This window comes from Pseudomonas sp. UBA5706, assembly GCF_002419965.1.
GTDB lineage: Bacteria > Pseudomonadota > Gammaproteobacteria > Pseudomonadales > Pseudomonadaceae > Aquipseudomonas.
Genome location: NZ_DIHC01000006.1, coordinates 1 through 26,551, shown reverse-complemented (window position 1 = coordinate 26,551; position 26,551 = coordinate 1). Strand labels below are relative to the sequence as shown.

The window sequence follows — 26,551 nt, the reverse complement described above, 5'->3', positions numbered from 1 at the left end:
TTACACGGCTGACGCGTTGGGCGGCGCGTCGCCGCCAGCCTCCGGTTTCGGCGGTTGAGCAGCGGCTTGGGACTTCACGTTATCGACGAAATCCTTGCCCATGTCGCTGGCCTTGCTATAGGTGTCGGTCGCCAAGTCTTTGACCCGGCCGGTCACCTTGTCGCTGGCGGCGCCCATGAGCTGGTTTTCCTTCTCCGTGGCAGGCAGTGCGGCGCCAAGTGCGGCACCCAACGCAACCCCGATGGCGGCAACTGCCAAGGGTTGCTCGCGCAGCATGTAAGTCAGGCTGGACTGCAGATTTTGCCCCTGGCGGCGCAGGGTTTCGCCTGCCTGTTGTGCACCCGAGTGCAGGCGGGCGTTGGCGTCGGACAAGCCATCCTGAGCACGGTGCCCGAGGTCACTGACACTGTCGCCCAAACCACTGGCCTGATCGGACACGTGACTGGCCTTGGCTTTCATTTTGGCAGCGGTTTCCTGGACCCGTGCCTTGGCATTACCAAAGGTATCACCCACCTGTTCGGCGATACCGCTGGCGCGATCAGCAAGCCCCCCAAACACTGAGCCTTCATCGCTAGCAGGCTTGCGATTTTGCCCCAGTGCCAGCCATAGCAGGCCCACCGAAGTGAGAACGGTCGGTAAAGGATTGGCTTTGACGGTATTGCCCAGATTGGTGAAAAACTCGCCGCCGTTGCCTTTGGCGTAAGCCAGCGCTTGGTCGACCATCTGACCCGGCGAGAGCTTGCTTTCCAGCGCGTCCACCAAACTGCCGATACTGGCCCTGCGTTGATCGATCTCCAGCTCCAGTTCTTCAGGAGTCTTTTGCGAGTCGGCTTCGAACCGGGTCGTGCTGTCGAGACTGTCTTGATTAGCGAAACTGTTATCGTTGTTCATCAGACTTTCCTCTGAATGGCTTGCTTGTCTTTATGCAAGGAATTCATGGTGCGTTCGGGCGTGAAGTGGGACGGTTCGAACTGCTTCTTGCCGGCCTTAATCATCAAATAGCCGACCAGCATCGCCACGACGCCCACGATCAGTGCAGCCAGCCAAGGCGCCAGGACCATTGCCAAGGCATACACCGCTGCCATCAGCAAAATCACCAGCCCGGCGAGCATGACCACCGCCCCGCCCGCGACCGCACTTACACCCGCCTTGGTGGTTTCGATTGAGGCGCGTATCTCAGCCTTTGCCAGCGCCAGTTCCTTGCCGACCAATACCGGTACTTCATGGGCCAGTTGACGAATCAGGCCCAGCACCGAGGTGTCGCCTTCCACGCCCTCGCGAGGGGGCAGATCAGAATTGACGGCCATCACAGTTCTCCTTCACGTTTCGGCGTGGGCTGTACAGGAATGACGCTTCCTGGCTGGCTACCGGTGGTTGAGGAGCCTGCGTAGGGGTCATTGTTCTCGAAACTGCCCAGTTCTGCGCCGGACGGTTTAATCCCGGAGTCCGCGGCACCCGCGGCGGAGGAAGAGGAGGAGGAGAATTGGCCTTCCGTAGAGCGAGCATTCTCTGGCTGCCCGCTGTGGTGCACATCCGCTCCACTGGCTGTAAACCCTTCGTCAGCGCCCTGCGGGCCTGCGGCGTATCCGGGTTTATCACGCTTCCAGGTGCCGTTCTGCTCGCTCTCATCGCCAGAGGCTGGGCTTGCGCTCGCGTTGATATCGGGCTTGGAGGCTCGCAAGAAGCGCGACAGGCCAAAGCCCAGCGCGATGCTGCCTGCCAGAAACAAGGCCGGATTGTCGCGAGCCAGCTGCCCGGTCTGCTGTAACAGTTCTTCGGCGCTTTTGTTGCGCAGGTTGTCAGCCAGCGTGGTCAGGCTCTGCGCTGCATCGGTCACGTAGTTCGAAAGGCCCAATGTGTCTTTGTCCTGCATTTGCTCGGCGGCGGATTGCGCAGTCTGGGCCAGGCTTTCGAGCTGGTCGGCTGCGGTGCCGCGGTATTCGTCCAGCTTGGCCGAACCTTGCTCGCGAGCGGTATTCAACAGGGCCTGGGCATCATCCTGCAGATCCTGTAGGTGCTCGGCGGGGGGCGGTGTCCGGCGTTCTTCGCCTTGAGAGGTCTCGTACGTAGTAGGCATGTCATTCACCATCTTCCATCTAAAGAAAAGGCGCGCACGGCATTGGATACGGCCGGGTTACCGTCGCGGTTCGTACCGGACAACAGACTCGTTACAAAGGATTGAGCCAGCGGCAACACGCAGAGTTCGCCAAGAGTGACGGATGGTCATACGAGGGCTGAAAGTAAGACGTTTGGCGGCCTTCAGCGGCTTCGATGCAGGCACGTAGCCACGTGCAAATGCTGGATTGTGCTTCGACAAATGCGGTAACCACGCAGGCGCGAATGTTGTGCTGGCACCGCTTAGCCTTGCTCGCTTATCCCCAGGCAAGGAAGCTCAAATGCCCTTCTCCCTCCGCGTGACCGTTCTCACATTGTCCGCCACCCTGTTCACCTTCGCCGAGGCTCAAACCTGTCCTGACTGGTCACCGGTAAAAGCCAGAAGCGAGATAGCCCTGCAACAGGCGCAAATCGAGCGATGGGACGACAGCTACCATCGACAGGGTGTGTCACTGGTGGCCGACGAGCTTTATGACCAATCGCGCCAGCGCCTTGAGTACCTTCGAGCCTGCTTTGCCAGCCACTCGATCACCGATAACCCGCTGAAAACCGCCGGCGGGCCGGTCGCTCACCCGATTCCCCATACCGGGCTGAACAAGCTGCGCGATGAAGTCGCCGTGCGTGCGTGGCTCAACGGACGAAATGACCTTTGGATACAACCGAAGGTCGATGGCGTCGCTGTCACGCTGGTTTATGAGAAGGGCACGCTGGTGCAGGCGATCAGCCGCGGTGATGGAATCAAGGGGCAGAACTGGACCGGACATGCTCAGCGAATCGAGGCGATCCCCCGCCATATTGCTTGGCAGGACACGTTGGTATTACAAGGCGAGCTGTATTGGCGACTGAAAGACCATGTCCAGGCCAAAGCAGGAAGTCTCAATGCCCGCAGCAAAGTAGCGGGATTGCTGGCACGTAATGCCATCAGTGAAGATGAGGGCGCGCAGGTTGGCCTGTTTATCTGGGACTGGCCAGATGGGCCGGCAGGCATGCGCGAACGCCTTGCCAGCCTGCGAGCACTGGGTTTCGAAGACAGCCTGCGTTTCAGCGAACCGATGCAGGGCTTTGCTCAGGCGAAGAATTGGCGGGAGCACTGGTACAGACATCCTTTGCCATTCGCCAGCGATGGCGTGGTGATTCGTCAGGGCGAGCGCCCGCCGGCACAGCGCTGGCAGGCGAAAGCGCCTTACTGGATCGCCGCATGGAAATACCCGTTCGCACGGGTGCTGGCTGAAGTACGCAAAGTGAATTTCAACGTGGGCCGCAGCGGGAAAATCACGCCGGTGCTGGATGTCGAACCGGTGCATCTGGATGACCGCACGATCAGCCGGGTGAGCGCGGGGTCGCTAAAACGCTGGCAGAGGCTGGATATTCGCCCCGGTGACCAGGTGGCCATCAGCTTGGCCGGGCTGACCATTCCGCGACTGGACGAAGTTGTGACACGAAGTGTCGATCGTATCCCGTTACCTGTACCGAATGCGGCAGACTACCACCCGCTCAGTTGCTGGCAGCCGACCGAGGGTTGCGAGCGTCAGTTTCGGGAGCGCCTGAAATGGCTCAGCAGCAAGAAGGGCCTTGCGCTCAGTGGTGTAGGACCGGGTACCTGGGACAAGCTGATCAACGCTGGCGTGATGGACGATCTATTGGCCTGGATGCACCTGGACGCTGCCCAACTGCGCAATATTCCCGGCCTCGGTGAGCGCAGCAGCGCTAGACTGTTGGGGAGTTTTCAGGGGGCGCGCGAACAATCGTTCGAAACTTGGCTCAAAGCCATCGGTTTACCGCCCGCCGCCCATGCGCATCTGGGCGACTCCTGGTCCGGGCTAGCAGCCCGCAGCATCGATGAGTGGCAAGCAGAGTCCGGGATTGGCCCTGGCCGTGCGAGGCAGTTGCATGCATTTTTTCAGGACCCGCACGTGCAGGCATTGAGCAGGCAGCTGCGGGAGCAAGGCATCAAGGGTTTTTAGTCATTTTTATCCCGGGCGACGGTTCAATAGCCCGGGAATGTGTTTCTCAAGGAGTATTCATGAAGTTCTTGTCACCATTGTGGGTGTTCACCGTCCTGGGGTTATTGGCGGCGCCCACGTTCGCCGCCGAGCAAGCGCCCGAGCTGAGCGGCTGTGCGGCCAAGCGCCAGGCGATCAGCGCCCAACTCGAACAGGCCAAGGCGGCGGGCAACGACAATCAGCAAGCCGGCCTGGAAAAGGCACTGAGCGAAGTATCCGCCAACTGTACCGATGCCAGCCTGCTCAAGGAGCAGGAAAAGAAAGTGCTCGACGCCAAGCGCGAGGTCAGCACGCGGCAGGCGGATCTGGACAAAGCCATGAAAAAGGGCGACCCCGACAAAATCAATAAGCGCAAAGATAAACTCGCCGAATCGCGCAAGGAATTGCAGGACGAACAGCAGAAGCTGGAGCAATTACAGCCCGATGAAGATGACGAATGACGTCTACCTGAACGGCCAAGCGTCAGTGATTTCGAAACTCCTTGTGACACGCATCGCACGCAGCTTCGACGTTGTTCATCGGCGCGATCATGTTTGCCGGGCTCAGCTGCAATTGCTGCGTGGCTAGCACCAGTTCGCCGGTTCGGGCCTCCAGCGCCCGAGCCAATTCCTGAAACCGCGCCTGCCGTTGCCAGACGGCGTCCTTGGCGCTTGTGTGCTCGGCCTCTTTCACCGCAGGGAAATGCTTCCAAGGTTCGTGCGAAAGTGCGTCGAGCCTGACTGCACCTTCGGCGAACCTGGTGCCGTCGAACGGCAAGCGGCCGCGCAACATGCCGCCGATGTCTTCACTGGTCTTGAGCATCTGCTTGAAGATGGCCTTGCGCTGGCCCAACGGCGAATCAGGGTCGACTCCACCGCAGGCGACAAGCGTCAAACCGGCGACCAGCACCATCCCCGTGACCTTTAACAACGAACTGCTCAGCGATCTTTTCACGGCAACGCTCTTGGAGGGCGCGGCATCCCCACGCTGAAAAAATGGATCGCCTGAACCTGCACCATGAAAACCAATGACCGAACGATCAGACCGAAACGCCAAACAACGCAACCACCAGCGCCAGACCGATGAACCACACCAGCGAGCGCAGCGCCGCGAGATCCGCCAGATAGAAGATGATGTACAGCAGGCGGCTGGTGACGAACAGCACCGCCAGCACGTCGATGGTCACCAACTGCGCGACGCCTGCCACGTGGGCGATGATCACCCCGGCGGCAAATCCGGGAATCGCTTCGAAGCTGTTCTGTTGCGCAGCATGGGCACGACGCGGCAGACCTTCGAGTTTATCGAGGAAATCCCGCGGGTTGTGGTTTTGCCGGGCGCCAAACTTGCCGCTGCTGAACTTGGCAATCGAGGTGCACACCAGCGGCAACAGAATCACGATCAACACGCACCAGAAGGCAACGGTCATTTGCATCATCCTTTTGAATTTTTGAGCTTCATCAGAAGCGTTCCGGGCATTATCTGCCCACAGCTAAGAGCCACCGCGCAGCGAAAGGTTCTTCGACATGGGCGTGTAGGCGAGTCGCCCACGACCTCGGCGGATCGGCCAGTGGCCTGCGCGTCGCGAAGGATAGATGGATTTAACGCATCGCACACAGCCACCCATTTTGCGGCGCCCACCTTTGAGTGCTGCCACAACGCGAACGATTGGCTAAGATGCCAGCCACCGCGAAAGCGTGCCGATGCCCCAGGAGCCTGAATGTCCAGCGAAGAAGACACCACCGTCAGTGGTGCAGCGCCCATGATTCCCGATCAGCGCAGGGAGTTGATAATGCGCCAGCTGCGCAGGCATCAAGTGTTAAGCGTGCATCAGCTGATGGAGATGTTCGACTGCTCGCACATGACCATCCGCCGCGATATTGCCTTGCTCGAACAGAGTGGCCGCGCTTATTCGGTCACCGGCGGCGTGCGCATCGCCAGTCAGGTTCACAGCGAGCCAAGCCATCAGTCCAAGGCGGTGATCGAACTGCCGCACAAGCAGGCCATGGCGAAACTGGCCGCCGGGCTGCTGCATGCCGAGATGACCGTGTACCTGGACGCCGGGACCAGCACGTTGGAAATTGTGCCGTACATTGCCGCCCTATCAGGCATGACGGTGGTCACCAACGACTTCGGCGTGGTCAATGCACTGGCCGATGCCACGCACGTGGACGTGATTCACACCGGCGGCCTGCTGGATCATCCCAACCGCTCCTGCGTCGGCGGGCTGGCGGCGGCGACCTTGCGGCAACTGGCTACGGATGTGGCGTTCATGTCGACCAGCTCGTGGGATTTGCAGCGTGGCACGACCACCCCTTCAGCGCTGAAGGTCGAGGTCAAGCAAGCTGCCATGCACGCGGCCTCGCGCAGTGTGTTACTGACCACCAGCTCCAAGTACGGCACGTTCGGCATGTACAAAGTGGCCGGGCTTGAGCAGTTCGACACGATCATCAGCGATAACGGACTGGCGGAAGCGGCGGCTGAAAGCATCCGGGCCCTTGGAGTGGATGTGATGTTGGCTTCGGTTGAGCGATAACGCTGACGCTGGATTAGTATTTGTAGCCTGAACAGTTTGCCATGTGCTATTGCATGAAGATGTCTTTGGTTCTCAATACCTATCTGAGGCGATAAAGGCGAAGTAGCGGATCGCGAAGGCACAACCACTGCCGACGGAAAGGCATTTAACGAAACTGAAAATAATAACACCGATAAAGACGGTGGACGTGGGCACTCGCATCAACGCCCACTTCACCCTTTATTTTTTCTGCGGGGTCATTCTTTGCGTGATAAATCGATTTTTGAGTTCACAGCGGTAACGTAACTCTCTAATGGAGAGGATCTGGTAGAATCTTCCTCTATATCAACGGTTACTTTACTCCCGTCAATGTAGCTACCCTTGAAACCCTCATTAATACCCAGACGAAAATCCACCGAATCCTCAGCCGCCCTTGTTCCTTGGCCTCTCACTATAAAGGTGTTATTCGAGTCTCCAACGAGCTTGAACTCCAGATACGTATATTCGCCTGATGAGCTGCCATGTCCAAGTCGCACAATGTTATCAAAGCCCGTGGCTTTCCTGTCCAGCTTGCAGCTAGCGGTGAGATCGCCGGAAAATTTATACCCTGTATCTCCCTCCGGCTCGACCTTACCGCGAAACTCAGCTTCTGATCTTAAATCGGTTTTTAGTTTCAAACTAATCGCAGTCATAACGATAATCTCCATAAGCATGCTTTGCTTCAATCGACCAAACTCTCCAACCCGCTACCTATTTACTATTAATGCCAAACTTCAAAAGGTCAAGGCAACGCGCAGAGGCCTATAAAAACTCTGACCAGCGGCCCACTCCTAAAGCCCCATCTCAGGACACACCATAAAATAGCGTCGCTGGCGCTTTCAGCGTCTGAGCACTTAAATAACGAAAACGTCAACAGAAGGCTATTTTGCTGCCGACCTGCACTCGCCTTAATAGCTATTCAGCTGTTCGCAATAATTACAATAGCCCATGAGCGTGTTCATTCTAGAATTATTCGAAATCAGATAACCGGCGACCATGCCAAAAGAAACTATCCGAAAGTAAACTGATTAAGTTGCGTCGTGGCGATTCTTCAGGTTGCGAATGAATTCGCCTGGACGCAGACGTGTGCCAATCCCTCAGCCCCTATCACGTCGTGAAGATGTCGGGCATTGATCAAAAAACAAGCAATGTTAATATTTGTTAAATAAAAAAGAAGCTTAACATTATCCGATCACTGGTTCACTATCCTTACCCGATCAGAACAAACATTGTTCGAGTGCTGACGACACACCGGCACTCCAAGCGGGGAGAGCTTCATGGATAACAAGCATGTCGACGTCATTGGATTGGGCGAGATGGGCCTGGGCATCGCGCGCTCCCTGTCGCCTAGCGCTCACCCGATACTCATGCAGGGCTCGACCGCAGGCTTGGGTCGTGAAAACGGCTCTGCGGTGATCAACATCTTCCCGGGCATCCCCCTGCCCGCTGCCAACGACTGAGGCCCCCCCCATGAGCACTACCAATCCGCGCCCGCTGCTGGGCTGCATTGCCGACGACTTCACCGGCGCCACGGGACCTTGCCAATATGCTGGTGCGCGGAGGCATGCGTACCGTACAGAGCATCGGCATTCCAAGCGCCCAAAGCCTTGCCGAGCTGGATGCCGATGCTATCGTCATCGCCTTGAAATCCCGTACTACCCTCGCTGCGCAAGCAGTTGCAGAATCGCTTCAAGCACTGCAATGGCTGCGTGATCGCGGCTGCGAGCAGATTTTCTTCAAATACTGCTCGACCTTCGATTCGACCGCCAAAGGCAATATTGGCCAGGTCAGCGAAGCATTGCTCGCAGCCCTAGACAGCGACTTCACCCTCGCTTGTCCCGCGTTCCCGGAAAACGGCCGCACGATCTTCCGTGGTCATTTGTTCGTGCAGGACCAGCTGCTCAACGAATGCGGCATGCAAAACCATCCACTGACGCCGATGACCGACGCCAATCTGGTGCGCGTGCTGCAATCACAAACCCGCAAGAAAGTCGGCCTGCTGCGTTACGACAGTATTGCCAAAGGCGTGGAGGGGGTGCGTGCGCGCATCGCCGAGCTGCGTGCCGATGGCGTGACCATGGCGATTGCCGACGCATTGTCCGACGCCGACCTGTATACCCTCGGCGAAGCCTGCGCTGACCTGCCGCTGCTGACCGGCGGCTCGGGTCTGGCACTGGGCCTGCCGGGCAATTTCCGCAAGGCTGGCAAGCTGCGCGACATCGACGCTGCGCAGCTTGAACAGGTCGAAGGCGGCGAGGTGGTATTGGCCGGTAGCGCCTCGGTCGCCACCAATGACCAGGTGGCTGCGTGGCTCGACGCCAGGCGCCCTGCCCTGCGCATCGACCCGCTGGCGCTGGCCGACGGCAAGCCAGTGGTCGAGCAGGCTCTGGCCTTCGCTCGCGACGCAGGCCAGACCGTGTTGATCTACGCCACCAGTAGCCCCGAAGAAGTCAAGGCGGTGCAGCAAAAACTCGGTGTCGAGCGCACAGGCGCGATGGTTGAAGACGCCTTGGGCAAGATCGCCCGCGGCCTGTTGGATGCCGGCGCCAAACGCTTCGTCGTCGCGGCGGCGAGACGTCGGGGGCGGTGGTTCAGGCATTGGGCGTGAACCTGCTGAAGATCGGGGCACAGATCGATCCCGGCGTGCCGGCGACCATCAGCAGTGGCGATAAACCGTTGGCACTGGCACTGAAGTCCGGCAACTTCGGTGGCCGCGATTTCTTCGACAAAGCCCTGAAGCAGCTCGCAGGAGGTGTTAAATGAGCCGCCAGGCAAGCGCCGAAAACAAGCTGCGCGATGAAATCTGCGACATAGGCCGGCTGCTGTTCGGTCGCGGCTACACCGTGGGCAGCGCTGGCAACATCAGCGCGCGTCTGGAGGACGGCTGGTTGATCACGCCAACCGACGCGTGCCTGGGTCGCCTTGATCCGACGGCCATCGCCAAGGTCAATCTGGCCGGCGAATGGGTCTGCGGGGATAAACCCTCCAAGACCCTGATGCTGCATCGCGAGGTCTACGACCGCAATCCAGGCGTCGGCGGCGTGGTACACACCCACTCCACGCATTTGGTCGCATTGACGCTGGCGGGCGTGTGGCACCCGGACGCCATCCTGCCGCCGATCACGCCCTATCAGGTGATGAAGGTCGGGCATATTCCGCTGATCGCCTATGAGCGCCCCGGCTCACCGAACGTCGCCGAGCAGGTGGCTAAACTGGCGAACAGCGTGCGTGGGGTGATGCTGGAGCGGCTGGGACCGGTGATCTGGGAAAGCTCGGTCGCCAAAGCGGCCTACGCTCTGGAGGAACTGGAGGAGACCGCGCGCCTGTGGCTGATGAGCAACCCCAAACCCAAGCCGCTGGACGCAGCGGCCCTGGAAGACCTGCGCCAGACCTTCGGTGTGGCTTGGTAATCCACCAGGCACTCTGAGCGGGGGGCCGTTTTATCGGTCTCAGACGCCGCGGCGTTGCCGAAAACCCTAAAAACAGGACACCCACGACATGACGCCATGACTCATCTGGACCTGTCAGTAAGCGTTCGGGCACTTTGGTTTTTTTGAAGGCACTACTAATCTGGCCTTTCGTTTAACCCTTTCAGGACACAATCATGCTTCGTTTCGCTGCCAACCTCAGCATGCTGTATCCGCAACACGACTTTCTCGCTCGTTTTTCTGCGGCGGCGGCTGACGGCTTCAAAGGCGTGGAATACCTGTTTCCGTACGCGTTCAGCGCCGCCGAAATCAAACGGCGGCTGGACGACTTCGGCCTGGCTCAGGTGCTGTTCAACGCGCCGCCTGGTGACTGGAGCAAGGGCGAGCGCGGGATTGCCTCGTTGCCGGGCCGTGAAAGCGAATTTCGCAACGGCCTCGAGCAGGCATTGGAATACGCGCAGGTGCTGGGTAACGACCGGATTCACGTGATGGCAGGCTTGCTGCCGAGCGAAGACCTGCGTGAGCGGCATCACGCGGTCTATCTGGAAAACCTGTCCTACGCCGCGCAGGAAGCGGCGAAGGCTGGCGTCACCGTGCTAATCGAACCGATCAATACTCGCGACATGCCGGGTTTTTTCCTCAATCGTCAGGATCAGGGGCAAGCGGTGTGCAAGGAGGTCGGCGCAGGCAATCTGAAAGTGCAGTTCGACTTCTATCACTGCCAAATCGTCGAAGGCGATGTCATCACCAAGCTGCGTCGGGATTTCGCAGGTATCGGCCATATCCAGATCGCTGGCGTGCCGGACCGTCATGAACCGAGCCTGGGCGAAGTGAACTATCCGTGGTTGTTCGAAGAAATCGACCGGCTGGGCTACGCCGGCTGGATCGGCTGTGAATACCGCCCGCGTGGCGATACCAGCAAAGGGTTACAGTGGTTGCGGGATTGGAAGGCGGGTAATCCTTGCTGAGTGATACCGCAAATCCTGTGCAAATCCCTCTGTAGGAGCTACGCAAGGTTACGACAGTGGCGAATGCGGTGTGTCAGGCAACCCGCTTCGCCACTGTCGTAACCTGCAGCAGCTCCAACGGGTTTTGTGGCGCCTCGCAAATCACTCGTTGATCACATCTTCCTTGAACTGATCCTTCACGTAACTGATTTGGGTCTTGCCATGGGGCGCGGGCAAGCCGTCTTCGCCAAGGTTTACGAAAACCATTTTCTCGACCGTCAGAATGCTTTTACGGGTGATCTTGTTGCGCACCTGGCAGGTCAGGGTGATTGAGGTGCGACCGAACTCGGTGGCGGTGATGCCCAGTTCGATGATGTCGCCCTGGCGCGAGGCGCTGACGAAGTTGATCTCGGAAATGTACTTGGTCACCACTCGCTGATTGCCCAGCTGAACGATGGCATAGATCGCCGCCTCTTCGTCGATCCAGCGCAGCAGACTGCCTCCGAACAGCGTGCCGTTCGGGTTGAGGTCTTCGGGTTTTACCCACTTGCGAGTGTGGAAGTTCATGGTGTGCTCCAGTCATCTGCCTTTAGATGTCGAGCATAGTGCCAGCCCGTCGCGTTTACCTCCATTGAGCATCGACTATGGTCTTGATTAGTCATCCGTCATTTATCTGAAACGACCTATTGGGCTATTTCTCCGAGGCCGTTATAATCGCCACCGCTTCAAAAAACGGTTATCACCGCTTGATGCCGTTTCCCGCCACCTGTCCGAGGGGCGCTGCAGCAGGTCAGACCTGTCAGGCTCGGAGAGGGCGTTGTTTGGTCAGGCCTTGCGCCGATCAAGCTTTAAACGCACAACGGCGCCCATTCGCACCCTACGAATGGAGACTCCTATGAGCGCTGTACTGACGCCCAACGATTTCAACGACTACAAGGTCGCCGACATTTCCCTGGCCGCCTGGGGTCGTCGCGAGACCATCATCGCTGAATCCGAAATGCCTGCCCTGATGGGCCTGCGCCGCAAATATGCCGACGAGCAACCGCTCAAGGGCGCGAAGATCCTCGGCTGCATCCACATGACCATTCAGACTGCCGTGCTGATCGAAACCCTGGTTGCCCTGGGTGCCGAAGTACGCTGGTCGTCCTGCAACATTTTCTCGACTCAGGATCAGGCCGCTGCTGCCATCGCCGCTGCCGGCATCCCTGTCTTCGCCTGGAAAGGCGAGACCGAAGAAGAGTACGAGTGGTGCATCGAACAGACCATCCTCAAGGACGGCCAGCCTTGGGACGCCAACATGATCCTCGACGACGGCGGCGACCTGACCGAGATCCTGCACAAGAAATACCCGGCGATGCTGGACAAGATCCACGGCGTCACCGAAGAAACCACCACTGGCGTACACCGCTTGCTGGACATGCTGGCCAAGGGCGAATTGAAGATCCCTGCGATCAACGTCAACGACTCGGTCACCAAGAGCAAGAACGACAACAAATACGGTTGCCGTCATAGCCTGAACGATGCGATCAAGCGCGGTACCGACCACTTGCTGTCCGGCAAGCAAGCCCTGGTCATCGGTTACGGTGATGTGGGCAAGGGCTCGTCTCAGTCGCTGCGTCAGGAAGGCATGATCGTCAAGGTGTCCGAAGTCGACCCGATCTGCGCCATGCAAGCCTGCATGGACGGCTTCGAGCTGGTTTCGCCGTTTATCGACGGTGAAAACGACGGCACCGAAGCCAGCATCGACAAAGCGCTGCTCGGCAAGATCGACCTGATCGTGACCACCACCGGTAACGTCAACGTCTGCGACGCGAACATGCTCAAGGCGCTGAAGAAACGCGCGGTGGTCTGCAACATCGGTCACTTCGACAACGAAATCGATACAGCCTTCATGCGCAAGAACTGGGCATGGGAAGAAGTGAAGCCGCAGGTGCACAAGATCCATCGCACCGGCGCTGGCCAGTTCGACGCACAGAACGATGACTACCTGATCCTGCTGGCCGAAGGCCGCCTGGTAAACCTGGGCAACGCCACCGGGCACCCAAGCCGCATCATGGACGGATCGTTCGCTAACCAGGTGCTGGCCCAGATCTTCCTGTTCGGCCAGAAATACGCCGATCTGAGCCCGGCTCAGAAAGCCGAGCGTCTGACCGTCGAAGTCTTGCCCAAGAAGCTGGACGAAGAAGTGGCATTGGAAATGGTACGCGGCTTCGGCGGCGTCGTGACCAAGCTGACCAAGACCCAGGCCGACTACATCGGCGTGACCGTCGAAGGTCCGTTCAAGCCGCACGCTTACCGGTACTGACAGCAGTTTTGAGCGGCAAGCCATAAGCTGCAAGTGAAGGCCATCGGTCTCGCCTTCACTTGCAGCGCCAGAGCTTGCACATCGTCATCTTCACGCACTAGCAGCACCAAACCTCAAGTCTTAAGCGACAGGATCAGGCGCACCGCCCTCTTGTCGCTTGTGGCTTGTAGCTTGCAGCTGGAGGTCCCCTCCGATGTCCCAAGACCGTCGCTACAGCTTCGAATTCTTCCCCACGAAGACCGACGCTGGTCATGAAAAACTGCTTGCCACCGCACGCACGCTGGCTGGCTACAACCCTGACTTTTTCTCCTGCACCTACGGTGCCGGGGGCTCCACGCGTGACCGCACGATCAACACCGTGCTGCAGCTGGAAAAGGAAGTAAACGTTCCCGCCGCACCGCATCTGTCGTGTGTCGGCGACAGCAAGGCCGACCTGCGCGGCCTGCTGGGCCAGTACCAGGAAGCAGGCATCAGCCGCATCGTCGCGCTGCGCGGCGATTTGCCGTCCGGTATGGGTATGGCCAGCGGTGAGCTGCGCTACGCCAACGATCTGGTGAGCTTCATCCGCGAACAAACCGGCAGCCACTTCCATATCGAAGTCGCCGCCTACCCGGAAATGCACCCCCAGGCGCGCAACTTCGAAGACGACCTGAAAAACTTCGTGCGCAAGGCCAATGCCGGTGCCGACAGCGCGATCACCCAGTATTTCTTCAACGCCGACAGCTACTTCTATTTCGTGGAACGCGTCCAGAAGATGGGCGTCAGCATCCCGATCGTGCCCGGCATCATGCCGATCACCAACTACAGCAAACTGGCGCGTTTTTCCGACGCGTGCGGTGCGGAAATCCCACGCTGGATTCGCAAGCAACTGGAAGCCTACGGCGACGATACGGCGAGCATCCAGGCGTTCGGCGAGCAAGTGATTACACAGATGTGTGACCGCCTGTTACAGGGCGGAGCCCCCGGCCTGCACTTCTATACGCTCAATCAGGCCGAACCAAGCCTGGCTATCTGGAACAACCTGCACCTGCCCCGCTAAGCCGTCGGAATTCAATAGCAGTGCTCCTGTCACATTAAGGCAACGTTTCTCCAGCAGGCTTCGTCATGACGAAGCTTGCTGAAGCCTTAATCGCGACGGACATTGAGTTGACTTCATTCAGACCTATCACTTCACGCCCGCAACTGATTTATCTGGTTTTCGGTGCCAATACCTACCATCAGGAAGCGGTGTTCAGCATCGCCAGCGCCTTGGCGAAGGCGGGCAATGCCGATGACCGTCCGTTCGACATTCAAGTATTCAGCGACAAAAGCGACCCCTATCGTCAACTGCCGGTACGCGTTCGTGCATTAGGCGCCGACACGCGTCGCGAGTGGAGTGGTCCGCATCACTACCCTTTCCGCTGCAAGCATGTGCTCGCTCGCAAGGTGTTGCAGGAATCGGAAAAAGCGGTGCTGATCGACACCGATACGTTTTTCCATGACAGCCCCATGAAGCTGTTCGAGAAAGTGCGCCCCGACACCCTGCTGTGCAATGCCTTTCAACTGCGCTACTCCGACTGCAAGGAGACCGTGCTTTACACCGCGCTCGCTGAAACACTGGCCGAACGAAACCTGGCCGATGATCAAATGAGATTGCTGAATTCGGGCGTCATCGGGCTGACTCGCGAGAACGCACAAACGCTAGATACGTCCATTGAGCTGATGGACGAGTTTTTCCCGATCACGCCAGGCGCCATCACGCTGGAAGAGTTCTGCCTGGGGGTGGCCGCGTACCGCTCGCTGAAAGTCGAGCAATGCACCGACGTGATTCACCATTACTGGAGTCGCAAGCAGCTGTTTCGCGCCAAGGTTCGTGCCTGGCTCCATAAACATGGGCACAACCCCACCAGTGCCGAAGCGTTGGCAGACACGGGCAATGTGTCGATGCGCATTCCGCGTCCCGCTACCTGGCAGCGGCTGATGTACAAAAGCGCAACGCTGGCGGTGCCCCAGCCACAGCGCCAATTCGTCCGTGAGGTGCTTTACGGGTGCTGCGAGCATGCCAACGAGTTCGATCAGGCCTGCTCGGCGGTGTGGTGGGAAAAGGCGTTCACTAACGCCGAAAAACGAATGAAGGACCCGATCGAACCCGCGCATCTGCGCCAGTGGCTGGATCACTGGGCGGTGCGCAGACTGCTCGGGCGCAGGCGCACGGCGATCTATCAGCATCTGATCGGGAGTCGATCGGCGCGTTGACCAGCCAGATAGCGCTGCCGGCTTTCGCGACGCCTCGGCGCGCGCCTCTTCTATTTACCGGACGAGCGTCGTAATCTCGCCCAATGCCCCAGACCTCCCAGTTTCTGTCCGCCGCGCTTATCGCCTGCCTGAGTTTCAGTGCCATGGGCGAAAAGCTGCGTCTCGTCACAGAGCCCTGGCCGCCCTACGCAATGGAGGAAAACGGCAAGGCTTCAGGGCTGGACTACGACACCACGGCTATCGTGCTTCAACGCCTGGGCATCGATGTGCAATGGCAATTCCTGCCCTGGAAACGCTGCCTGATGATGCTTCAGCGGGGAGAAGCCGATGGCGCACTGGATATTTTCAAGGTCAGTGCGCGTGAGAAGGACTTGCTGGTGTATCCGAGTGAGCCTTTGTCCGACGTTAACTGGGTATTGTTCCACGCCAACGCGCGCCCGCACCCTTTCCGCACGCTTGAAGACCTCGAGGGCCTGACGATCGGCGTTTCCCCCGGTTATCTGTACACCCCGGAATTCGATAGTTCATCCTCGTTCGTTCGCGAACCGGCACCGAGCCATCAGGCTAATTTCGGCAAGCTGATCCGCGGACGCATCGACTTGCTGGTGACGGACAGACGCGTGGGGCAGCAGATGCTCGACCAGCTCAAACTGCGTGATCAGGTCAGCCAGCTGCCTACGGTCTTGAGCACCCGCGCGCAATACCTTGCGCTGCGTCGTAACGCAGGAATGGATTTGCTGGTACAACGCTTCGGAGCCGAGTTGAAGCGGTTCAAGCGCGAACCGGCCTATGCCCGGCTCGTGGCGCACTATACCGGTGCGACGCTGGCGAACCAGCCCGCAGAAGCCACCGTGCAATCGACGCCTGGCGTCGATAAAACCGTTGAGCAGCATGAAAGCAGCGCATTGTGATTGCTCTGTTATACTCGGGCGCTCCCGCCAGGCTCACGCCCGGACGCTCGGTCTCACAGAAGACTTCTCGATCACGTCTACAGCGCACTCTCTTTCACGCGCTCATGCCACGAGTTGAACTTACAGACCTCGGGATCGCGCCATTCGACCACCAATTCGCGCCGAGCAGATCATTCCTATTCGGGCCCCTAATTGCCCCAACTTAAGACAGGATTACTCATGTCCTTTGCTTCCCTCGGTCTCTCCGAGGCTTTAGTCAGCGCCATTGAGGCTGCTGGCTATACCCAGCCTACCCCGGTGCAACAGCGGGCCATTCCCGCCGTGTTGCAAGGCCGCGATCTGATGGTCGCCGCTCAGACAGGTACTGGTAAAACCGGCGGTTTCGCCCTCCCGATTCTGGAGCGCCTGTTCCCCGCCGGTCACCCGGACAAATCCCAACGTCACGGCCCGCGCCAACCGCGCGTACTGGTCCTGACCCCTACCCGTGAACTCGCAGCCCAGGTTCACGACAGCTTCAAGATCTACGCCAAGAACCTCAAGTTCGTCAGCGCCTGCATCTTCGGCGGCGTGGGCATGAACCCGCAGGTTCAAGCCATGGCTCGCGGGGTCGACGTACTGGTCGCCTGCCCGGGTCGTCTGCTGGACCTGGCCGGTCAAGGCAGCGTTGACCTGTCTCACGTCGAAATCCTCGTGCTTGATGAAGCCGACCGGATGCTCGATATGGGCTTCGTTCACGACGTGAAGAAGGTCCTCGCCCGCCTCCCCGCCAAGCGCCAGAACCTGCTGTTCTCGGCCACGTTCTCGACGGACATCACGGCCTTGGCCGGCAAGCTGCTGCACAACCCGGAACGCATCGAGGTCACGCCGCCGAACACCACGGTCGAGCGCATTGAACAGCGTGTGTTCCGCCTGCCTGCCAACCACAAGCGTTCGCTGCTGGCGCACCTGATCACTCAAGGCGCGTGGGAGCAGGTGCTGGTGTTCACCCGCACCAAGCATGGCGCTAACCGCCTGGCCGAGTACCTGGACAAGCATGGCCTGAGCGCTGTGGCCATTCACGGCAACAAAAGCCAGAACGCCCGTACCAAAGCACTGGCAGACTTCAAGGCTGGCAGCGTGCGCATCATGGTTGCCACCGACATCGCCGCGCGCGGCCTGGACATCGATCAGTTGCCTCACGTGGTCAACTTCGAGCTGCCCAACGTCGATGAAGACTACGTGCACCGCATCGGCCGTACCGGTCGCGCTGGCCGTACCGGCGAGGCCATCTCGCTGGTTGCGCCGGATGAAGAGAAGCTGCTCAAGAGCATCGAGCGCATGACCAAGCAGAAGATCGCCGACGGCGATCTGATGGGCTTCGACATCAACGCCGTCGAGGCCGAGAAGCCGGAAGTTCGCGAACGTCCGGACGTGCGCAACCCGCGCAATGCCCGCGGCCCTCGTGGCGACGGTCCGAATGGCGGCGGCGGTGGTGGCGGTCGCAAGGACAAGGGCAAAGACAAGGGCAAAGAAAAACCGGCAGCTGCTGCAGCGGGCGAACGCCCCGCACGGCCTGCTCGTCAGCAAAAGCCTCGTCAGGGCACTCCGTCGGCCGAAGCGCGTCCATCGCAAGCCCCGGCACCGCGTGCCGACCGCGCTCCTGACGAGTTCCTGGACGACGAAGTCGACAATTTCGGTAACCGCGCTGACTACGTAAGCCCCTATCAGGGCAAGGGCCAGCAAGGCCGCAACCGTCGCCCAGGCGCGCCAGCCACGGGCGCCGCTCCGGCACCACGTGGTCAGGCACCAGGGCGCAGCGGTCCGCGCAACGGCTCGACCGGCGCCGCCAGCAACGGCGGCGCAAGCGCTCCAGCCAAGCGCGGCGGTCCGCGTAATGGTTCGGGACGTGACGGCCAGGCTCGCCGTGATGAGCAGCCTGCTCGTCAGGAGCCAGCGGTGCGTGGGCCGCGTGATGGGCAGCCCGCACCAAAGATCATGCACAAGGAGTCCAAGAGCGATCGCTTCCCTTCCGCCGAGCAGCTCGATCAGTTGCCGAGCCGCCCACGGGGTGAAAAACCCGCGTTGCTGACTCGCAATCGCGAAGGTTAAGTCACGCTGAAATAAAAACGCCCCGACTGGTTCGGGGCGTTTTTGTTTATGAACTCGCACGGCTGTGGGCGCGTGCTCGCCCCGCGATCGGCGAGGAAGGCGTTGCAAACGCTGCACATGCGGTGCAAGGACCGCGTCCTCACACGTTACCGCCGCTACTCGTCAGATCGCGGAACAGGCCCGCGCCGGCAGCGATTGCTGCACGCCAAACAAAACGCCGACCCTGAGGTCGGCGTTTTCAATGTATCAGCCCGTTTACTTGGCCTTGACGCCTTCGAAGCTGATGTCCAGGGTCATGGTGTCGGATTGTGGACCCAAGTCCATCATCTTGCCGAAGTCAGAACGCTTGATGGTGGTGGTCCCTTCAAAGCCTGCGCGGTAGCCGCCCCACGGATCCTTGCCCTCACCCAGGAAGGTGGTCTTCACAGTCACCGGCTTGGTCACGCCATGCAGGGTCAGGTCGCCGATCACGTCAGCCGTGGTCTGGCCGTCGGCGTTCTTGCCAACGTTGGTGACCTTGGTAGACACGAACTTGGCGTCAGGATAGGTGGCGACGTCCAGGAAGTCCTTGCTGCTGATGTGCTTGTCGCGCTCGGCATGGTTGGTGAAAACACTGGCGGTCTTCACGTCGATCTTGATCTTGCTGTCTTCAGGCTTGGCAGCATCGAAGCTGAACGTACCGTCCCAGTCTTTGAAGGTGCCGTAGATGAAGCTGTAGCCCAGGTGGCTGATCTTGAAGTTGATGAAGGCGTGCTGGCCTTCCTTGTCGATAGTGTAATCAGCAGCCATCGTCTGGCCGGCCGACAGCAGCGCAGTCCCGAGAGCAAATGCAGCAAGCGTCTTTTTCAACATATGTGGTGTCCCTTTTGAGTTGAGAGTGAGCATCAGGCCTTGCGGCCAAGCATACGAATGAGCGTTGCATCACGATCAACGAAGTGATGCTTCAAAGCGGCCAGGCCGTGGAGTACCGCAAAAATCACCAGGGTCCAGGCCAGGTACAAATGCACTGTGCCGGCAACGTCTGCCTGGTCGGGCAGTCCGCTGATCAGCGCAGGCACTTCGAACAGTCCAAACACCGGTATCCCCACGCCGTCAGCGGTGGAAATCAGGTAACCGGCGAACATCACCAGAAACAAGTCCAGGTAGAGAAACGCATGCCCCAGTGTGGCAGCAACCCGCACAAACCGGGTGTAGCTGGCCAACGCTGGCGGTGGCGGGCTGATAAAGCGCCAGACCACGCGAATCAGCATGAAGAGAAATAGCACGATGCCAATGCTCTTGTGCAGATCGGGGCCGGCCTTGCGCCAGCTGTCGTAGTAACCCAGGCCCACCATCCACAAACCCAGCGCGAACATGGCGAACACAGTCAGCGCGACGCCCCAGTGCAAGACGATGCTGACCCAGCCATATCGAGAAGAAGAATTGCGTAGCTGCATGGTTCTATTCCTGTAAAAGCTGATAGAAAGACTATCGGTTTATCTATCGAAAGAAAGCGCAAATTTTCGCTTTGAAATATCAGGAAATACGATTGAAATTTCCTGTCATATTTTTCTTCTCAATGGATTAACGCAACGTTATGGCCGCCGGATGGCCTTCAGATGCTGGCGGCTGCGGTCTCAATCACGCCAACGCTGACAAGCCGCGTGGCCATGGACGACCAACAAATCGCCTGGTGCTTATCACCAGACAAAAAAAAGCGCGGTATTCACCGCGCCTTTCTTATTTCAGCCGTTCAGCGTCAATTCTTGCTGTCTGTCGCCGGGGCTGCTTTATCGCTTGCAGCCTTGGCAGGGGCTTTTTTTGTCGCGTCCGTTTTGGCAGGCGCTTTGTGCGTAGCTGCAGGTTTGGCCGGTGCCTTTTTAGCGGGCTCTTTCTTGGCCGGCTCCTTCTTGGCGGGCGTCTTCTTCACAGGCTCGGCAGGTTTGGCCGGCTCGACCGGCGCAGCTGGCGCAGGGACTGGCGCCGGTGCTGGAGCGGGTGTTGGCGCAGGAGCAGGCTCGGGTGCCTTCTCGGCCGGCTTGGGCTCTGCCTTGGAGCCGCCGAACATGTTGGAGAAGAAGCCGCCGATACCGCCGCCACTTTCCTTCGCAGGCTCAGGTGCTTTCGGTGGTGCCACTTTCACAGGCTCGAACGATTTACCTGCCGCCAGATCCTGCACTTGGCTGGCCGCGCGCTGACCGGTTCGCAATGCACCTTCCAGCGTGCCTGGGTAAAGGGTGTCAGTGTGCTCGCCGGCGAAGGCTACACGTTGCAGTGGCTTTTCCCAAAGGCGCCAGTATTTACTGATCTGACCCGGACCAAAGGCCAGGTAAGCCCCGCCGGTTGAAGGATCGACACTGGAGCGACGGATCTCATAGCCGGTAAATGCACCTCGTGCCTGCGGATAAAAGGCGTGCAGACGAATCAGCACCTGATCCACCATCTGCTTGTCGCCAAACGCCTGCATGATCCGCGCGTTGTCGCCGGACAGGTTGATCACTACGTTGGCGCCACCTTTCAAGGCGGGCTCGATCCACAGCATGCCGAGCCCTGTGTTGCTGTAGATCTCACCGGACATGCGCGCCTTACTGTCCCAGACCGGCGTCTTGAACTTGAGCATGATCTGGTCATGCCAACCGTAGTTAGTGCCTTTGATTGCGCCCTGATGCTGAGCATCCAGCGCGGGAGTCAGCTGAATTTTGCTCAGCGCGCGCAGCGGCACGGCCAGTACCACGTACTCAGCTTCGTAACCCAAAGACCCGACCTTGACGGTTACACCGTCCTTGTCCTGACTGATGGCCGATACTGGGGAGTTGGTCTTGATCACCTTCAACTGCTTGACGAATTCCTCGGCCAGCACCGCGCTGCCGCCGGGCAGGCGGGCGGCACGACGGTCGCGGTCGTCCACATCGCGATTGACCCGTGACTGCTGAGCCAGGTACAGCAGCGACAGGCGCGATGGCTCGTCATACCGGTTACGGATCTGTTGGGTGATCAGCTGACGCGCGGTCGGAGGCAAGGCCAGACGGTCCAGCCAGTTGGCGACATTGATCTGGTCCAGTGCGAACAACGTGCTGTTGGCCGCAGGGTTTTCCGGGTCGGTGATCGAACGGGCGATGTCATCGATGGCCGCTTCATAGCGCTTGATCGCTTCAGCGGTTGCGGGTTGCTTGGTTGCCAGGTCTGCGGCGGAGAAATATTCGCCTTCAATCAGATAGCCCGGCGTGCGCACGAACTCCGGCGCAGGGACGGCTCTGAGCTTGAAGCGATCCAGATACTGATTGAGTACCGGTTGCGCCTTGGCGTTGCCGATCCACTCGCTGCCCGCAAGCGCGGAACGCCCGCCCAGGGTCGGCTTGGCTTCCAGCAACGTCACCTGCCAGCCCTTGTTTTGCAATTCATAGGCTGCCGTCAGTCCCGCCAATCCGCCACCGATAACGATCGCAGTATGCGGTTTATCCACAGCGAGCGCCGAAGCGCTGACCAGCCCAACCATCACCAGCGCAGAGGCGCGCAGCCAACCAGAAAGCATTCAGCAAACTCCGGATTAAACGAGGGAATTGTCGGAATTTGTTTTCCGATTCTTCGAAGAGCGCGCAGGATACGCCAGCCGTGATACGCCCGCCAGCAATGTCAGCCAGCCTTGTTTCTGCCGCCACCGGTGCGCTAAAGGTTGTCCCGCTGCCATGCATTGCATAGGCTTGCGCGATTGTTTTGCCCTCGCCTTGGGCGAGCCGTTAGCTGGAGATCACCGATGGGCCTTAATAACGACTGGATGCAGCGCGACCTCAAGGTCCTGTGGCACCCCTGCACCCAGATGAAAGACCATGAAAACCTGCCGCTGATACCCATCAAGCGAGGAGAAGGAGTGTGGCTGGAGGACTTCGAAGGCAAGCGTTATCTGGACGCTGTCAGCTCCTGGTGGGTCAACGTCTTTGGCCATGCCAACCCGCGCATCAATCAGCGCATCAAGGATCAGGTCGATCAGTTGGAGCATGTGATTCTGGCCGGCTTCAGCCATCAGCCGGTGATCGAGCTGTCGGAACGTCTGGTGGCCATGACTCCCGAGGGCTTGACCCGCTGCTTCTACGCCGATAACGGGTCATCCTGCATCGAAGTCGCACTGAAGATGAGCTTTCATTACTGGCTCAATCGAGGCAAACCGGACAAGAAACGCTATGTCACGCTGACCAATAGCTACCACGGCGAAACGGTCGCGGCGATGTCGGTGGGCGACGTGCCACTGTTCACCGAGACCTACAAGGCGCTGCTGCTGGACACGATCAAAGTGCCCAGCCCGGACTGTTACCACCGCCCCGAGGGCGTGAGCTGGGAGGAGCATACCCGCACGATGTTCGCGGTGATGGAGCAGACCCTGGCCGACAATCACGACACGGTCGCGGCGGTGATCATCGAGCCGCTGATTCAAGGCGCGGGCGGCATGCGCATGTATGACCCAATCTACCTCAAGCTGCTGCGCGAGGCCTGTGATCGGTACGGCGTGCACCTGATTCACGACGAAATCGCCGTCGGCTTCGGTCGCACCGGAACGATGTTTGCCTGCGAACAAGCCGGCATTCGCCCGGACTTTCTGTGCCTGTCCAAAGCGTTGACCGGCGGTTACCTGCCGCTGGCCGCGTGCATCACCACCGATGACGTCTACGCTGCTTTCTATGACGATTACCCGACCCTGCGCGCCTTCCTGCACTCGCACAGCTACACCGGCAATCCGCTGGCCTGTGCGGCAGCCTTGGCAACGCTGGACATCTTCGAGCAGGACAACGTTATCGAGAACAACAAGGCGCTGGCCCAGCGCATGAAGACGGCGACCGCGCACCTGGCGGATCACCCGCACGTTGCCGAGGTCCGACAGACCGGCATGGCGCTGGCTATCGAGATGGTGCAGGACAAAGCCAGCAAAGCGGCGTATCCGTGGCAGGAGCGTCGTGGGCTTAAGGTCTTCGAACACGCACTGACCCGCGGCGCGTTGCTGCGTCCTCTGGGCAGCGTGGTGTATTTCCTGCCGCCGTACGTGATCACGCCCGAGCAGATCGACTTTCTGGCGGAAGTGGCCAGCGAAGGCATCGACATCGCAACGCGCAGCAGTATTAGCGTGGCGGTGAGAGAGAATTTCCATCCGGATTTCCGTGATCCGGGTTAAGCCTGGCACCGATGTGTGGCTCAGAGCGCCACGGAATGCATGACCTCGCAGAGCGTGAGAACGATCGTAGCGTTGCCACCATGAACACAGAGATACAACCATGAGACTCTCCCGCTTTTTCATCGACGCCACCTTAAGCATTGGCGAACACGAACTGCCCGAAGCCCAGGCGCATTACATCAGCCGCGTGTTACGCATGGCCGAGGGGGATGCGGTGCAGTTGTTCGATGGCTCAGGCCTGGAGTTTCGCGCAACGCTCGTGGAAGTCGGCAAGAAACAGGTTCGGGTTCAGGTGAGCGAAAGCTTCCCTGGCCTGACCGAATCGCCCCTGCAGATTCACCTCGGCCAGGGCTTGTCCCGCGGCGAGCGCATGGACTGGGCGATTCAGAAGGCCACCGAACTGGGGGTCACACAGATCACGCCCATCGTCAGCGAACGCTGTGAAGTGCGCCTTAAGGATGAGCGTGCAGAAAAACGCCAGGCCCATTGGCAGCAGATCGCGATCAGTGCGTGTGAGCAGTGCGGGCGATCCGTGGTGCCGGTCGTCAATCCGCCCGTGACACTGGGCGACTGGCTCAAGCACACCGAGGCGGATTTAAAGCTGGTGCTGCATCCGGTCGCCGAACCGCTGGTGAGTCATGAAAAACCTCAGACGCTGGCGTTCCTGATCGGGCCGGAAGGCGGTTTGAATGACGCCGAGGTCGATCAGGCTCAGGACGCAGGCTTCCACGCCGCCCGCCTCGGCCCGCGCGTGCTACGCACAGAAACAGCGCCGGTCGTGGCCCTGAGCGTGGCGCAGCAGTTGTGGGGGGATTTCTAAGCTAACTAAATAGCTGAATCAGGAGCGCTTGCCTGCGTTATCGACGACACGGTTTTAGATGTAACGCGTCATCGTTTATCGAAGACAAGCACGCTCCCGTGTTAAAGCACATACCGTGTGATCGCGACGAAATGCAGCACACTCCCGGCAATCACGAACAGATGCCAGATGCCGTGCCAGTGCCGGAAGCGCTTGTCGTAGGCGAAGAAAATAATCCCCACCGTGTAGAACACCCCGCCCAGCGCCAGCCAGGTAAATCCGGCGGTGCCCAGGGCAGCCATAAGCGGTTTGACCGCCACCAGCACGATCCAGCCCATGACCGCATAGATCACGATGGACATGACCCGCGCTTCGGACCGCGGTTTGATCTCTTGCAATATCCCGATCAATGCCAGTCCCCAGACGATGCCGAACAAGGCCCAGCCCCATGGCCCGCGCAGCGTGACCAGGCAGAACGGCGTATAGCTGCCCGCGATCAGCAGGTAGATCGAAAAGTGATCGACCTTCTGCATGATCGCTTTGGCCCGACCGCGTACGCTGTGGTACACCGTCGAGGCGCTGTACAACACCACCAGCGCCACGCCATACACCGCCACGCTGACGATCTTCCACACATCGCCAGCCAGGCTGGCGATCACCAGCAGCCACACGGCACCGATGCACGCCAGCAGCGCGCCGACGAGGTGGGTCCAGGCGTTGAATTTTTCTCCGTAGTACATCCGCAATACACCTCTCTCAGTTGCACGACAGTGGACAAGGCTCCAGCTTATGACTCAAAAGCGCAATGCATGTGTCAGGGTTTATGAGCATTTTATGCAGCCAGCCACACTTGAGTTCGGCACAATCGGCCGCTCGAAGAACAACAAATTCGCTGCGGAAAACACACGATGCAGATCGACGAAGAACTGACCCTCAAGAAGCTGGAGATCTTTCTGGCGTTCATGCGTACCGGCAATCTGGCGCGTGCGGCGGTGGAACTGCAGACCAGCACCGTCAGCGTTCATCGAGCGATTCATTCACTGGAAAACGCGCTGCGCTGCCCGCTGTTCAAGCATGAAGGGCGCAACCTGACGCCGCTGGAAAGCGCCTACGTGCTGGAAGAAAGAGCGCAGAAACTGGTGCAGGACGTGTTAAGTACCGTCGAGCAGACCCGTGCCGCCGCTGGTTTCTCGGCTGCGCGATTCAAGCTTGGTGCGTTGTACTCGCTAACGGTCAAGACCGTGCCGCAGCTGATCATGGGGCTGAAGATCCGTCGCAGCGAGCTGAATATCGATTTGATTCTGGGCTCGAACATCGATCTGTTTTACAAGCTCAAGAACATGGAAGTCGACGCGATCCTGGTCTCGCTCAACGAGAGCGTCAACGACCCGGATTGCGAGCAGTTGCCGTTGTTTTCCGACGATATCTTCCTCGCCTGTCCTGCCGACTCGCCCTTTGCGCAACAGGCCGAGGTGAACCTGAGCGATCTGCGCGAAGCGACGTTCATCACCCTGACCCAAGGCTTTGCCACTCACCGCGACGGTGCACGAGTATTTCAGCAAGCGGGGTTCGAGCCGAAGGTGGCGATGCAGGTCAACGACATCTTCACGCTGCTGAGCATGGTCAGCTCAGGAGTGGGATACGCGCTGCTGCCCGGCCGGATCGCCGCCGTCTACGAAAACCGCGTGCGCCTGATACCGCTACAGGCGCGTTACCGCATGCAGCAGCACATCGGGCTGGTTTTTCTCAAAGCCCGCGAGCGCGATCCGAATCTGCTGGCATTGCTGGCGGAGTGTCGGATGTATTCGAATCGGTTGGAGCAACACTAACAGTCACCACACAGCGGCTTATGCCGAAGGCGTAGCCGTTCAGCTGGCTGCGGACGCGGATTGGGCATCTGCTGGGAACCGCCACTAACCCCTGCTCAGGCGGTTCTCCTGACTCAACCGAGGGCGTCTGGTTTTATGAGCGCTTCGCACTCAATCGTCAGCAAGCTGGCCTCCTACGCCTTCGGCAGAAGCGGATCGATGTCCACCGCAGCCCGCTTTTG

At 59.3% G+C, this 26,551-nt stretch carries 25 protein-coding genes, 1 pseudogene and 1 riboswitch; of the genes and pseudogenes, 15 read left to right on the top strand and 11 right to left on the bottom strand.

The window, feature by feature from the left end:
- The 3 genes from B3I26_RS03035 to B3I26_RS03025 are packed head-to-tail and all read right to left on the bottom strand — an operon-like array spanning position 1 to position 2,077.
- Positions 1-891: a DUF3618 domain-containing protein gene (locus tag B3I26_RS03035; RefSeq protein ID WP_296254968.1), complete on the bottom strand. Its 891-nt coding sequence runs from the start codon at positions 889-891 to the stop codon at positions 1-3.
- Positions 891-1,307, bottom strand: coding sequence for a phage holin family protein (locus B3I26_RS03030; protein WP_296254966.1), 417 nt, complete (start codon positions 1,305-1,307; stop codon positions 891-893). The genes B3I26_RS03035 and B3I26_RS03030 overlap by 1 nt, the downstream gene beginning before the upstream one ends.
- Complete coding sequence (locus B3I26_RS03025) at positions 1,307-2,077, bottom strand: hypothetical protein (RefSeq protein WP_296254965.1); 771 nt, start codon at positions 2,075-2,077, stop codon at positions 1,307-1,309. Before B3I26_RS03025 ends, B3I26_RS03030 begins: the two co-directional genes overlap by 1 nt.
- Before the next feature lie 319 nt (positions 2,078-2,396).
- Between B3I26_RS03025 and ligB the strand changes: the two genes are divergently transcribed.
- Together ligB and B3I26_RS03015 are read left to right on the top strand one after the other, a co-directional pair.
- The gene (gene ligB, locus B3I26_RS03020; RefSeq protein WP_296254963.1) at positions 2,397-4,079 is read left to right on the top strand and encodes an NAD-dependent DNA ligase LigB; all 1,683 of its coding nucleotides are present in this window, start codon (positions 2,397-2,399) and stop codon (positions 4,077-4,079) included.
- A 59-nt stretch (positions 4,080-4,138) separates the two neighbouring features.
- Positions 4,139-4,558, top strand: a complete 420-nt coding sequence (locus B3I26_RS03015) for a DUF1090 domain-containing protein (RefSeq protein ID WP_296254962.1) — start codon at positions 4,139-4,141, stop codon at positions 4,556-4,558.
- Between the two features lie 22 nt (positions 4,559-4,580).
- Here the strand turns inward: B3I26_RS03015 and B3I26_RS03010 are convergent, their stop codons facing one another.
- A complete protein-coding gene (locus tag B3I26_RS03010; protein ID WP_296255080.1) occupies positions 4,581-5,009 on the bottom strand; it encodes a c-type cytochrome in 429 nt (142 codons plus the stop codon).
- A 127-nt stretch (positions 5,010-5,136) separates the two neighbouring features.
- Positions 5,137-5,523 carry an MAPEG family protein gene (locus B3I26_RS03005; RefSeq protein ID WP_296254960.1) on the bottom strand — a complete coding sequence of 129 codons (387 nt, stop codon included), beginning with the start codon at positions 5,521-5,523 and terminating at the stop codon, positions 5,137-5,139.
- Between the two features lie 291 nt (positions 5,524-5,814).
- Here B3I26_RS03005 and B3I26_RS03000 point away from each other — a divergent pair, with 291 nt between their 5' ends.
- Complete coding sequence (locus B3I26_RS03000) at positions 5,815-6,630, top strand: DeoR/GlpR family DNA-binding transcription regulator (RefSeq protein ID WP_296254958.1); 816 nt, start codon at positions 5,815-5,817, stop codon at positions 6,628-6,630.
- Positions 6,631-6,866: 236 nt separating this feature from the next.
- On the opposite strand, the gene B3I26_RS02995 is transcribed toward B3I26_RS03000, so the two are convergent.
- On the bottom strand, positions 6,867-7,301 hold the full coding sequence (locus B3I26_RS02995; RefSeq protein WP_296254956.1) for a hypothetical protein: 435 nt from the start codon (positions 7,299-7,301) through the stop codon (positions 6,867-6,869).
- Between the two features lie 624 nt (positions 7,302-7,925).
- On the opposite strand from B3I26_RS02995, the gene B3I26_RS02990 reads away from it, so the two are divergent.
- The 4 genes and pseudogenes from B3I26_RS02990 (at position 7,926) to otnI (ending at position 11,044) form a co-directional block, all read left to right on the top strand.
- Positions 7,926-8,108, top strand: a complete 183-nt coding sequence (locus tag B3I26_RS02990; protein WP_296255086.1) for a hypothetical protein — start codon at positions 7,926-7,928, stop codon at positions 8,106-8,108.
- A gap of 10 nt (positions 8,109-8,118) precedes the next feature.
- A pseudogene (otnK, locus tag B3I26_RS02985) lies at positions 8,119-9,411 on the top strand (3-oxo-tetronate kinase).
- On the top strand, positions 9,408-10,058 hold the full coding sequence (locus tag B3I26_RS02980; RefSeq protein WP_296254953.1) for an aldolase: 651 nt from the start codon (positions 9,408-9,410) through the stop codon (positions 10,056-10,058). Before otnK ends, B3I26_RS02980 begins: the two are co-directional and overlap by 4 nt.
- A gap of 194 nt (positions 10,059-10,252) precedes the next feature.
- Positions 10,253-11,044 carry a 2-oxo-tetronate isomerase gene (otnI, locus tag B3I26_RS02975; protein ID WP_296254951.1) on the top strand — a complete coding sequence of 264 codons (792 nt, stop codon included), beginning with the start codon at positions 10,253-10,255 and terminating at the stop codon, positions 11,042-11,044.
- A gap of 141 nt (positions 11,045-11,185) precedes the next feature.
- Here otnI and B3I26_RS02970 read toward each other — a convergent pair whose 3' ends face one another.
- On the bottom strand, positions 11,186-11,590 hold the full coding sequence (locus tag B3I26_RS02970) for an acyl-CoA thioesterase (protein WP_296254950.1): 405 nt from the start codon (positions 11,588-11,590) through the stop codon (positions 11,186-11,188).
- Positions 11,591-11,789: 199 nt separating this feature from the next.
- Positions 11,790-11,898, top strand: a riboswitch (S-adenosyl-L-homocysteine riboswitch).
- Between the two features lie 20 nt (positions 11,899-11,918).
- On the opposite strand from B3I26_RS02970, the gene ahcY reads away from it, so the two are divergent.
- From ahcY to B3I26_RS02945, 5 genes are all read left to right on the top strand, one after another.
- Positions 11,919-13,328, top strand: a complete 1,410-nt coding sequence (ahcY, locus tag B3I26_RS02965) for an adenosylhomocysteinase (protein ID WP_296254948.1) — start codon at positions 11,919-11,921, stop codon at positions 13,326-13,328.
- A gap of 193 nt (positions 13,329-13,521) precedes the next feature.
- Positions 13,522-14,367, top strand: coding sequence for a methylenetetrahydrofolate reductase [NAD(P)H] (gene metF / locus B3I26_RS02960; RefSeq protein WP_296254946.1), 846 nt, complete (start codon positions 13,522-13,524; stop codon positions 14,365-14,367).
- Positions 14,368-14,432: 65 nt separating this feature from the next.
- Positions 14,433-15,563, top strand: a complete 1,131-nt coding sequence (locus tag B3I26_RS02955; protein WP_409522003.1) for a hypothetical protein — start codon at positions 14,433-14,435, stop codon at positions 15,561-15,563.
- Positions 15,564-15,646: 83 nt separating this feature from the next.
- Positions 15,647-16,474 carry a substrate-binding periplasmic protein gene (locus B3I26_RS02950; protein WP_296254944.1) on the top strand — a complete coding sequence of 276 codons (828 nt, stop codon included), beginning with the start codon at positions 15,647-15,649 and terminating at the stop codon, positions 16,472-16,474.
- 219 nt (positions 16,475-16,693) lie between these two features.
- Positions 16,694-18,562 (top strand): DEAD/DEAH box helicase, encoded by a 1,869-nt coding sequence (locus B3I26_RS02945; RefSeq protein ID WP_296254942.1) that lies wholly within the window; start codon positions 16,694-16,696, stop codon positions 18,560-18,562.
- Between the two features lie 255 nt (positions 18,563-18,817).
- Here B3I26_RS02945 and B3I26_RS02940 read toward each other — a convergent pair whose 3' ends face one another.
- From B3I26_RS02940 to B3I26_RS02930, 3 genes are all read right to left on the bottom strand, one after another.
- Entirely contained in the window at positions 18,818-19,414 is a 597-nt protein-coding gene (locus tag B3I26_RS02940) for a YceI family protein (protein ID WP_296254940.1), read from the bottom strand.
- Positions 19,415-19,446: 32 nt separating this feature from the next.
- Complete coding sequence (locus tag B3I26_RS02935; RefSeq protein ID WP_296254938.1) at positions 19,447-19,998, bottom strand: cytochrome b; 552 nt, start codon at positions 19,996-19,998, stop codon at positions 19,447-19,449.
- Between the two features lie 302 nt (positions 19,999-20,300).
- Entirely contained in the window at positions 20,301-22,073 is a 1,773-nt protein-coding gene (locus B3I26_RS02930) for a flavin monoamine oxidase family protein (protein ID WP_296254936.1), read from the bottom strand.
- A 222-nt stretch (positions 22,074-22,295) separates the two neighbouring features.
- Here B3I26_RS02930 and B3I26_RS02925 point away from each other — a divergent pair, with 222 nt between their 5' ends.
- Positions 22,296-23,702 carry an adenosylmethionine--8-amino-7-oxononanoate transaminase gene (locus tag B3I26_RS02925; RefSeq protein ID WP_296254934.1) on the top strand — a complete coding sequence of 469 codons (1,407 nt, stop codon included), beginning with the start codon at positions 22,296-22,298 and terminating at the stop codon, positions 23,700-23,702.
- Positions 23,703-23,802: 100 nt separating this feature from the next.
- Complete coding sequence (locus B3I26_RS02920; RefSeq protein WP_296254932.1) at positions 23,803-24,522, top strand: 16S rRNA (uracil(1498)-N(3))-methyltransferase; 720 nt, start codon at positions 23,803-23,805, stop codon at positions 24,520-24,522.
- Positions 24,523-24,623: 101 nt separating this feature from the next.
- On the opposite strand, the gene trhA is transcribed toward B3I26_RS02920, so the two are convergent.
- Positions 24,624-25,241 carry a PAQR family membrane homeostasis protein TrhA gene (gene trhA / locus B3I26_RS02915; RefSeq protein ID WP_296254930.1) on the bottom strand — a complete coding sequence of 206 codons (618 nt, stop codon included), beginning with the start codon at positions 25,239-25,241 and terminating at the stop codon, positions 24,624-24,626.
- 168 nt (positions 25,242-25,409) lie between these two features.
- Here trhA and B3I26_RS02910 point away from each other — a divergent pair, with 168 nt between their 5' ends.
- On the top strand, positions 25,410-26,330 hold the full coding sequence (locus B3I26_RS02910; protein WP_296254928.1) for a LysR family transcriptional regulator: 921 nt from the start codon (positions 25,410-25,412) through the stop codon (positions 26,328-26,330).
- Positions 26,331-26,551: the final 221 nt, after the last annotated feature.

What these genes read in the sequence shown, in the direction of transcription:
- B3I26_RS03035 (WP_296254968.1), bottom strand. Translation starts at nt 891, where the DNA reads ATGAACAACGATAACAGTTTCGCTAATCAAGACAGTCTCGACAGCACG.
- B3I26_RS03030 (WP_296254966.1), bottom strand. Translation starts at nt 1,307, where the DNA reads ATGGCCGTCAATTCTGATCTGCCCCCTCGCGAGGGCGTGGAAGGCGAC.
- B3I26_RS03025 (WP_296254965.1), bottom strand. Translation starts at nt 2,077, where the DNA reads ATGCCTACTACGTACGAGACCTCTCAAGGCGAAGAACGCCGGACACCG.
- ligB (WP_296254963.1), top strand. Translation starts at nt 2,397, where the DNA reads ATGCCCTTCTCCCTCCGCGTGACCGTTCTCACATTGTCCGCCACCCTG.
- B3I26_RS03015 (WP_296254962.1), top strand. Translation starts at nt 4,139, where the DNA reads ATGAAGTTCTTGTCACCATTGTGGGTGTTCACCGTCCTGGGGTTATTG.
- B3I26_RS03010 (WP_296255080.1), bottom strand. Translation starts at nt 5,009, where the DNA reads ATGGTGCTGGTCGCCGGTTTGACGCTTGTCGCCTGCGGTGGAGTCGAC.
- B3I26_RS03005 (WP_296254960.1), bottom strand. Translation starts at nt 5,523, where the DNA reads ATGACCGTTGCCTTCTGGTGCGTGTTGATCGTGATTCTGTTGCCGCTG.
- B3I26_RS03000 (WP_296254958.1), top strand. Translation starts at nt 5,815, where the DNA reads ATGTCCAGCGAAGAAGACACCACCGTCAGTGGTGCAGCGCCCATGATT.
- B3I26_RS02995 (WP_296254956.1), bottom strand. Translation starts at nt 7,301, where the DNA reads ATGACTGCGATTAGTTTGAAACTAAAAACCGATTTAAGATCAGAAGCT.
- B3I26_RS02990 (WP_296255086.1), top strand. Translation starts at nt 7,926, where the DNA reads ATGGATAACAAGCATGTCGACGTCATTGGATTGGGCGAGATGGGCCTG.
- B3I26_RS02980 (WP_296254953.1), top strand. Translation starts at nt 9,408, where the DNA reads ATGAGCCGCCAGGCAAGCGCCGAAAACAAGCTGCGCGATGAAATCTGC.
- otnI (WP_296254951.1), top strand. Translation starts at nt 10,253, where the DNA reads ATGCTTCGTTTCGCTGCCAACCTCAGCATGCTGTATCCGCAACACGAC.
- B3I26_RS02970 (WP_296254950.1), bottom strand. Translation starts at nt 11,590, where the DNA reads ATGAACTTCCACACTCGCAAGTGGGTAAAACCCGAAGACCTCAACCCG.
- ahcY (WP_296254948.1), top strand. Translation starts at nt 11,919, where the DNA reads ATGAGCGCTGTACTGACGCCCAACGATTTCAACGACTACAAGGTCGCC.
- metF (WP_296254946.1), top strand. Translation starts at nt 13,522, where the DNA reads ATGTCCCAAGACCGTCGCTACAGCTTCGAATTCTTCCCCACGAAGACC.
- B3I26_RS02955 (WP_409522003.1), top strand. Translation starts at nt 14,433, where the DNA reads ATGACGAAGCTTGCTGAAGCCTTAATCGCGACGGACATTGAGTTGACT.
- B3I26_RS02950 (WP_296254944.1), top strand. Translation starts at nt 15,647, where the DNA reads ATGCCCCAGACCTCCCAGTTTCTGTCCGCCGCGCTTATCGCCTGCCTG.
- B3I26_RS02945 (WP_296254942.1), top strand. Translation starts at nt 16,694, where the DNA reads ATGTCCTTTGCTTCCCTCGGTCTCTCCGAGGCTTTAGTCAGCGCCATT.
- B3I26_RS02940 (WP_296254940.1), bottom strand. Translation starts at nt 19,414, where the DNA reads ATGTTGAAAAAGACGCTTGCTGCATTTGCTCTCGGGACTGCGCTGCTG.
- B3I26_RS02935 (WP_296254938.1), bottom strand. Translation starts at nt 19,998, where the DNA reads ATGCAGCTACGCAATTCTTCTTCTCGATATGGCTGGGTCAGCATCGTC.
- B3I26_RS02930 (WP_296254936.1), bottom strand. Translation starts at nt 22,073, where the DNA reads ATGCTTTCTGGTTGGCTGCGCGCCTCTGCGCTGGTGATGGTTGGGCTG.
- B3I26_RS02925 (WP_296254934.1), top strand. Translation starts at nt 22,296, where the DNA reads ATGGGCCTTAATAACGACTGGATGCAGCGCGACCTCAAGGTCCTGTGG.
- B3I26_RS02920 (WP_296254932.1), top strand. Translation starts at nt 23,803, where the DNA reads ATGAGACTCTCCCGCTTTTTCATCGACGCCACCTTAAGCATTGGCGAA.
- trhA (WP_296254930.1), bottom strand. Translation starts at nt 25,241, where the DNA reads ATGTACTACGGAGAAAAATTCAACGCCTGGACCCACCTCGTCGGCGCG.
- B3I26_RS02910 (WP_296254928.1), top strand. Translation starts at nt 25,410, where the DNA reads ATGCAGATCGACGAAGAACTGACCCTCAAGAAGCTGGAGATCTTTCTG.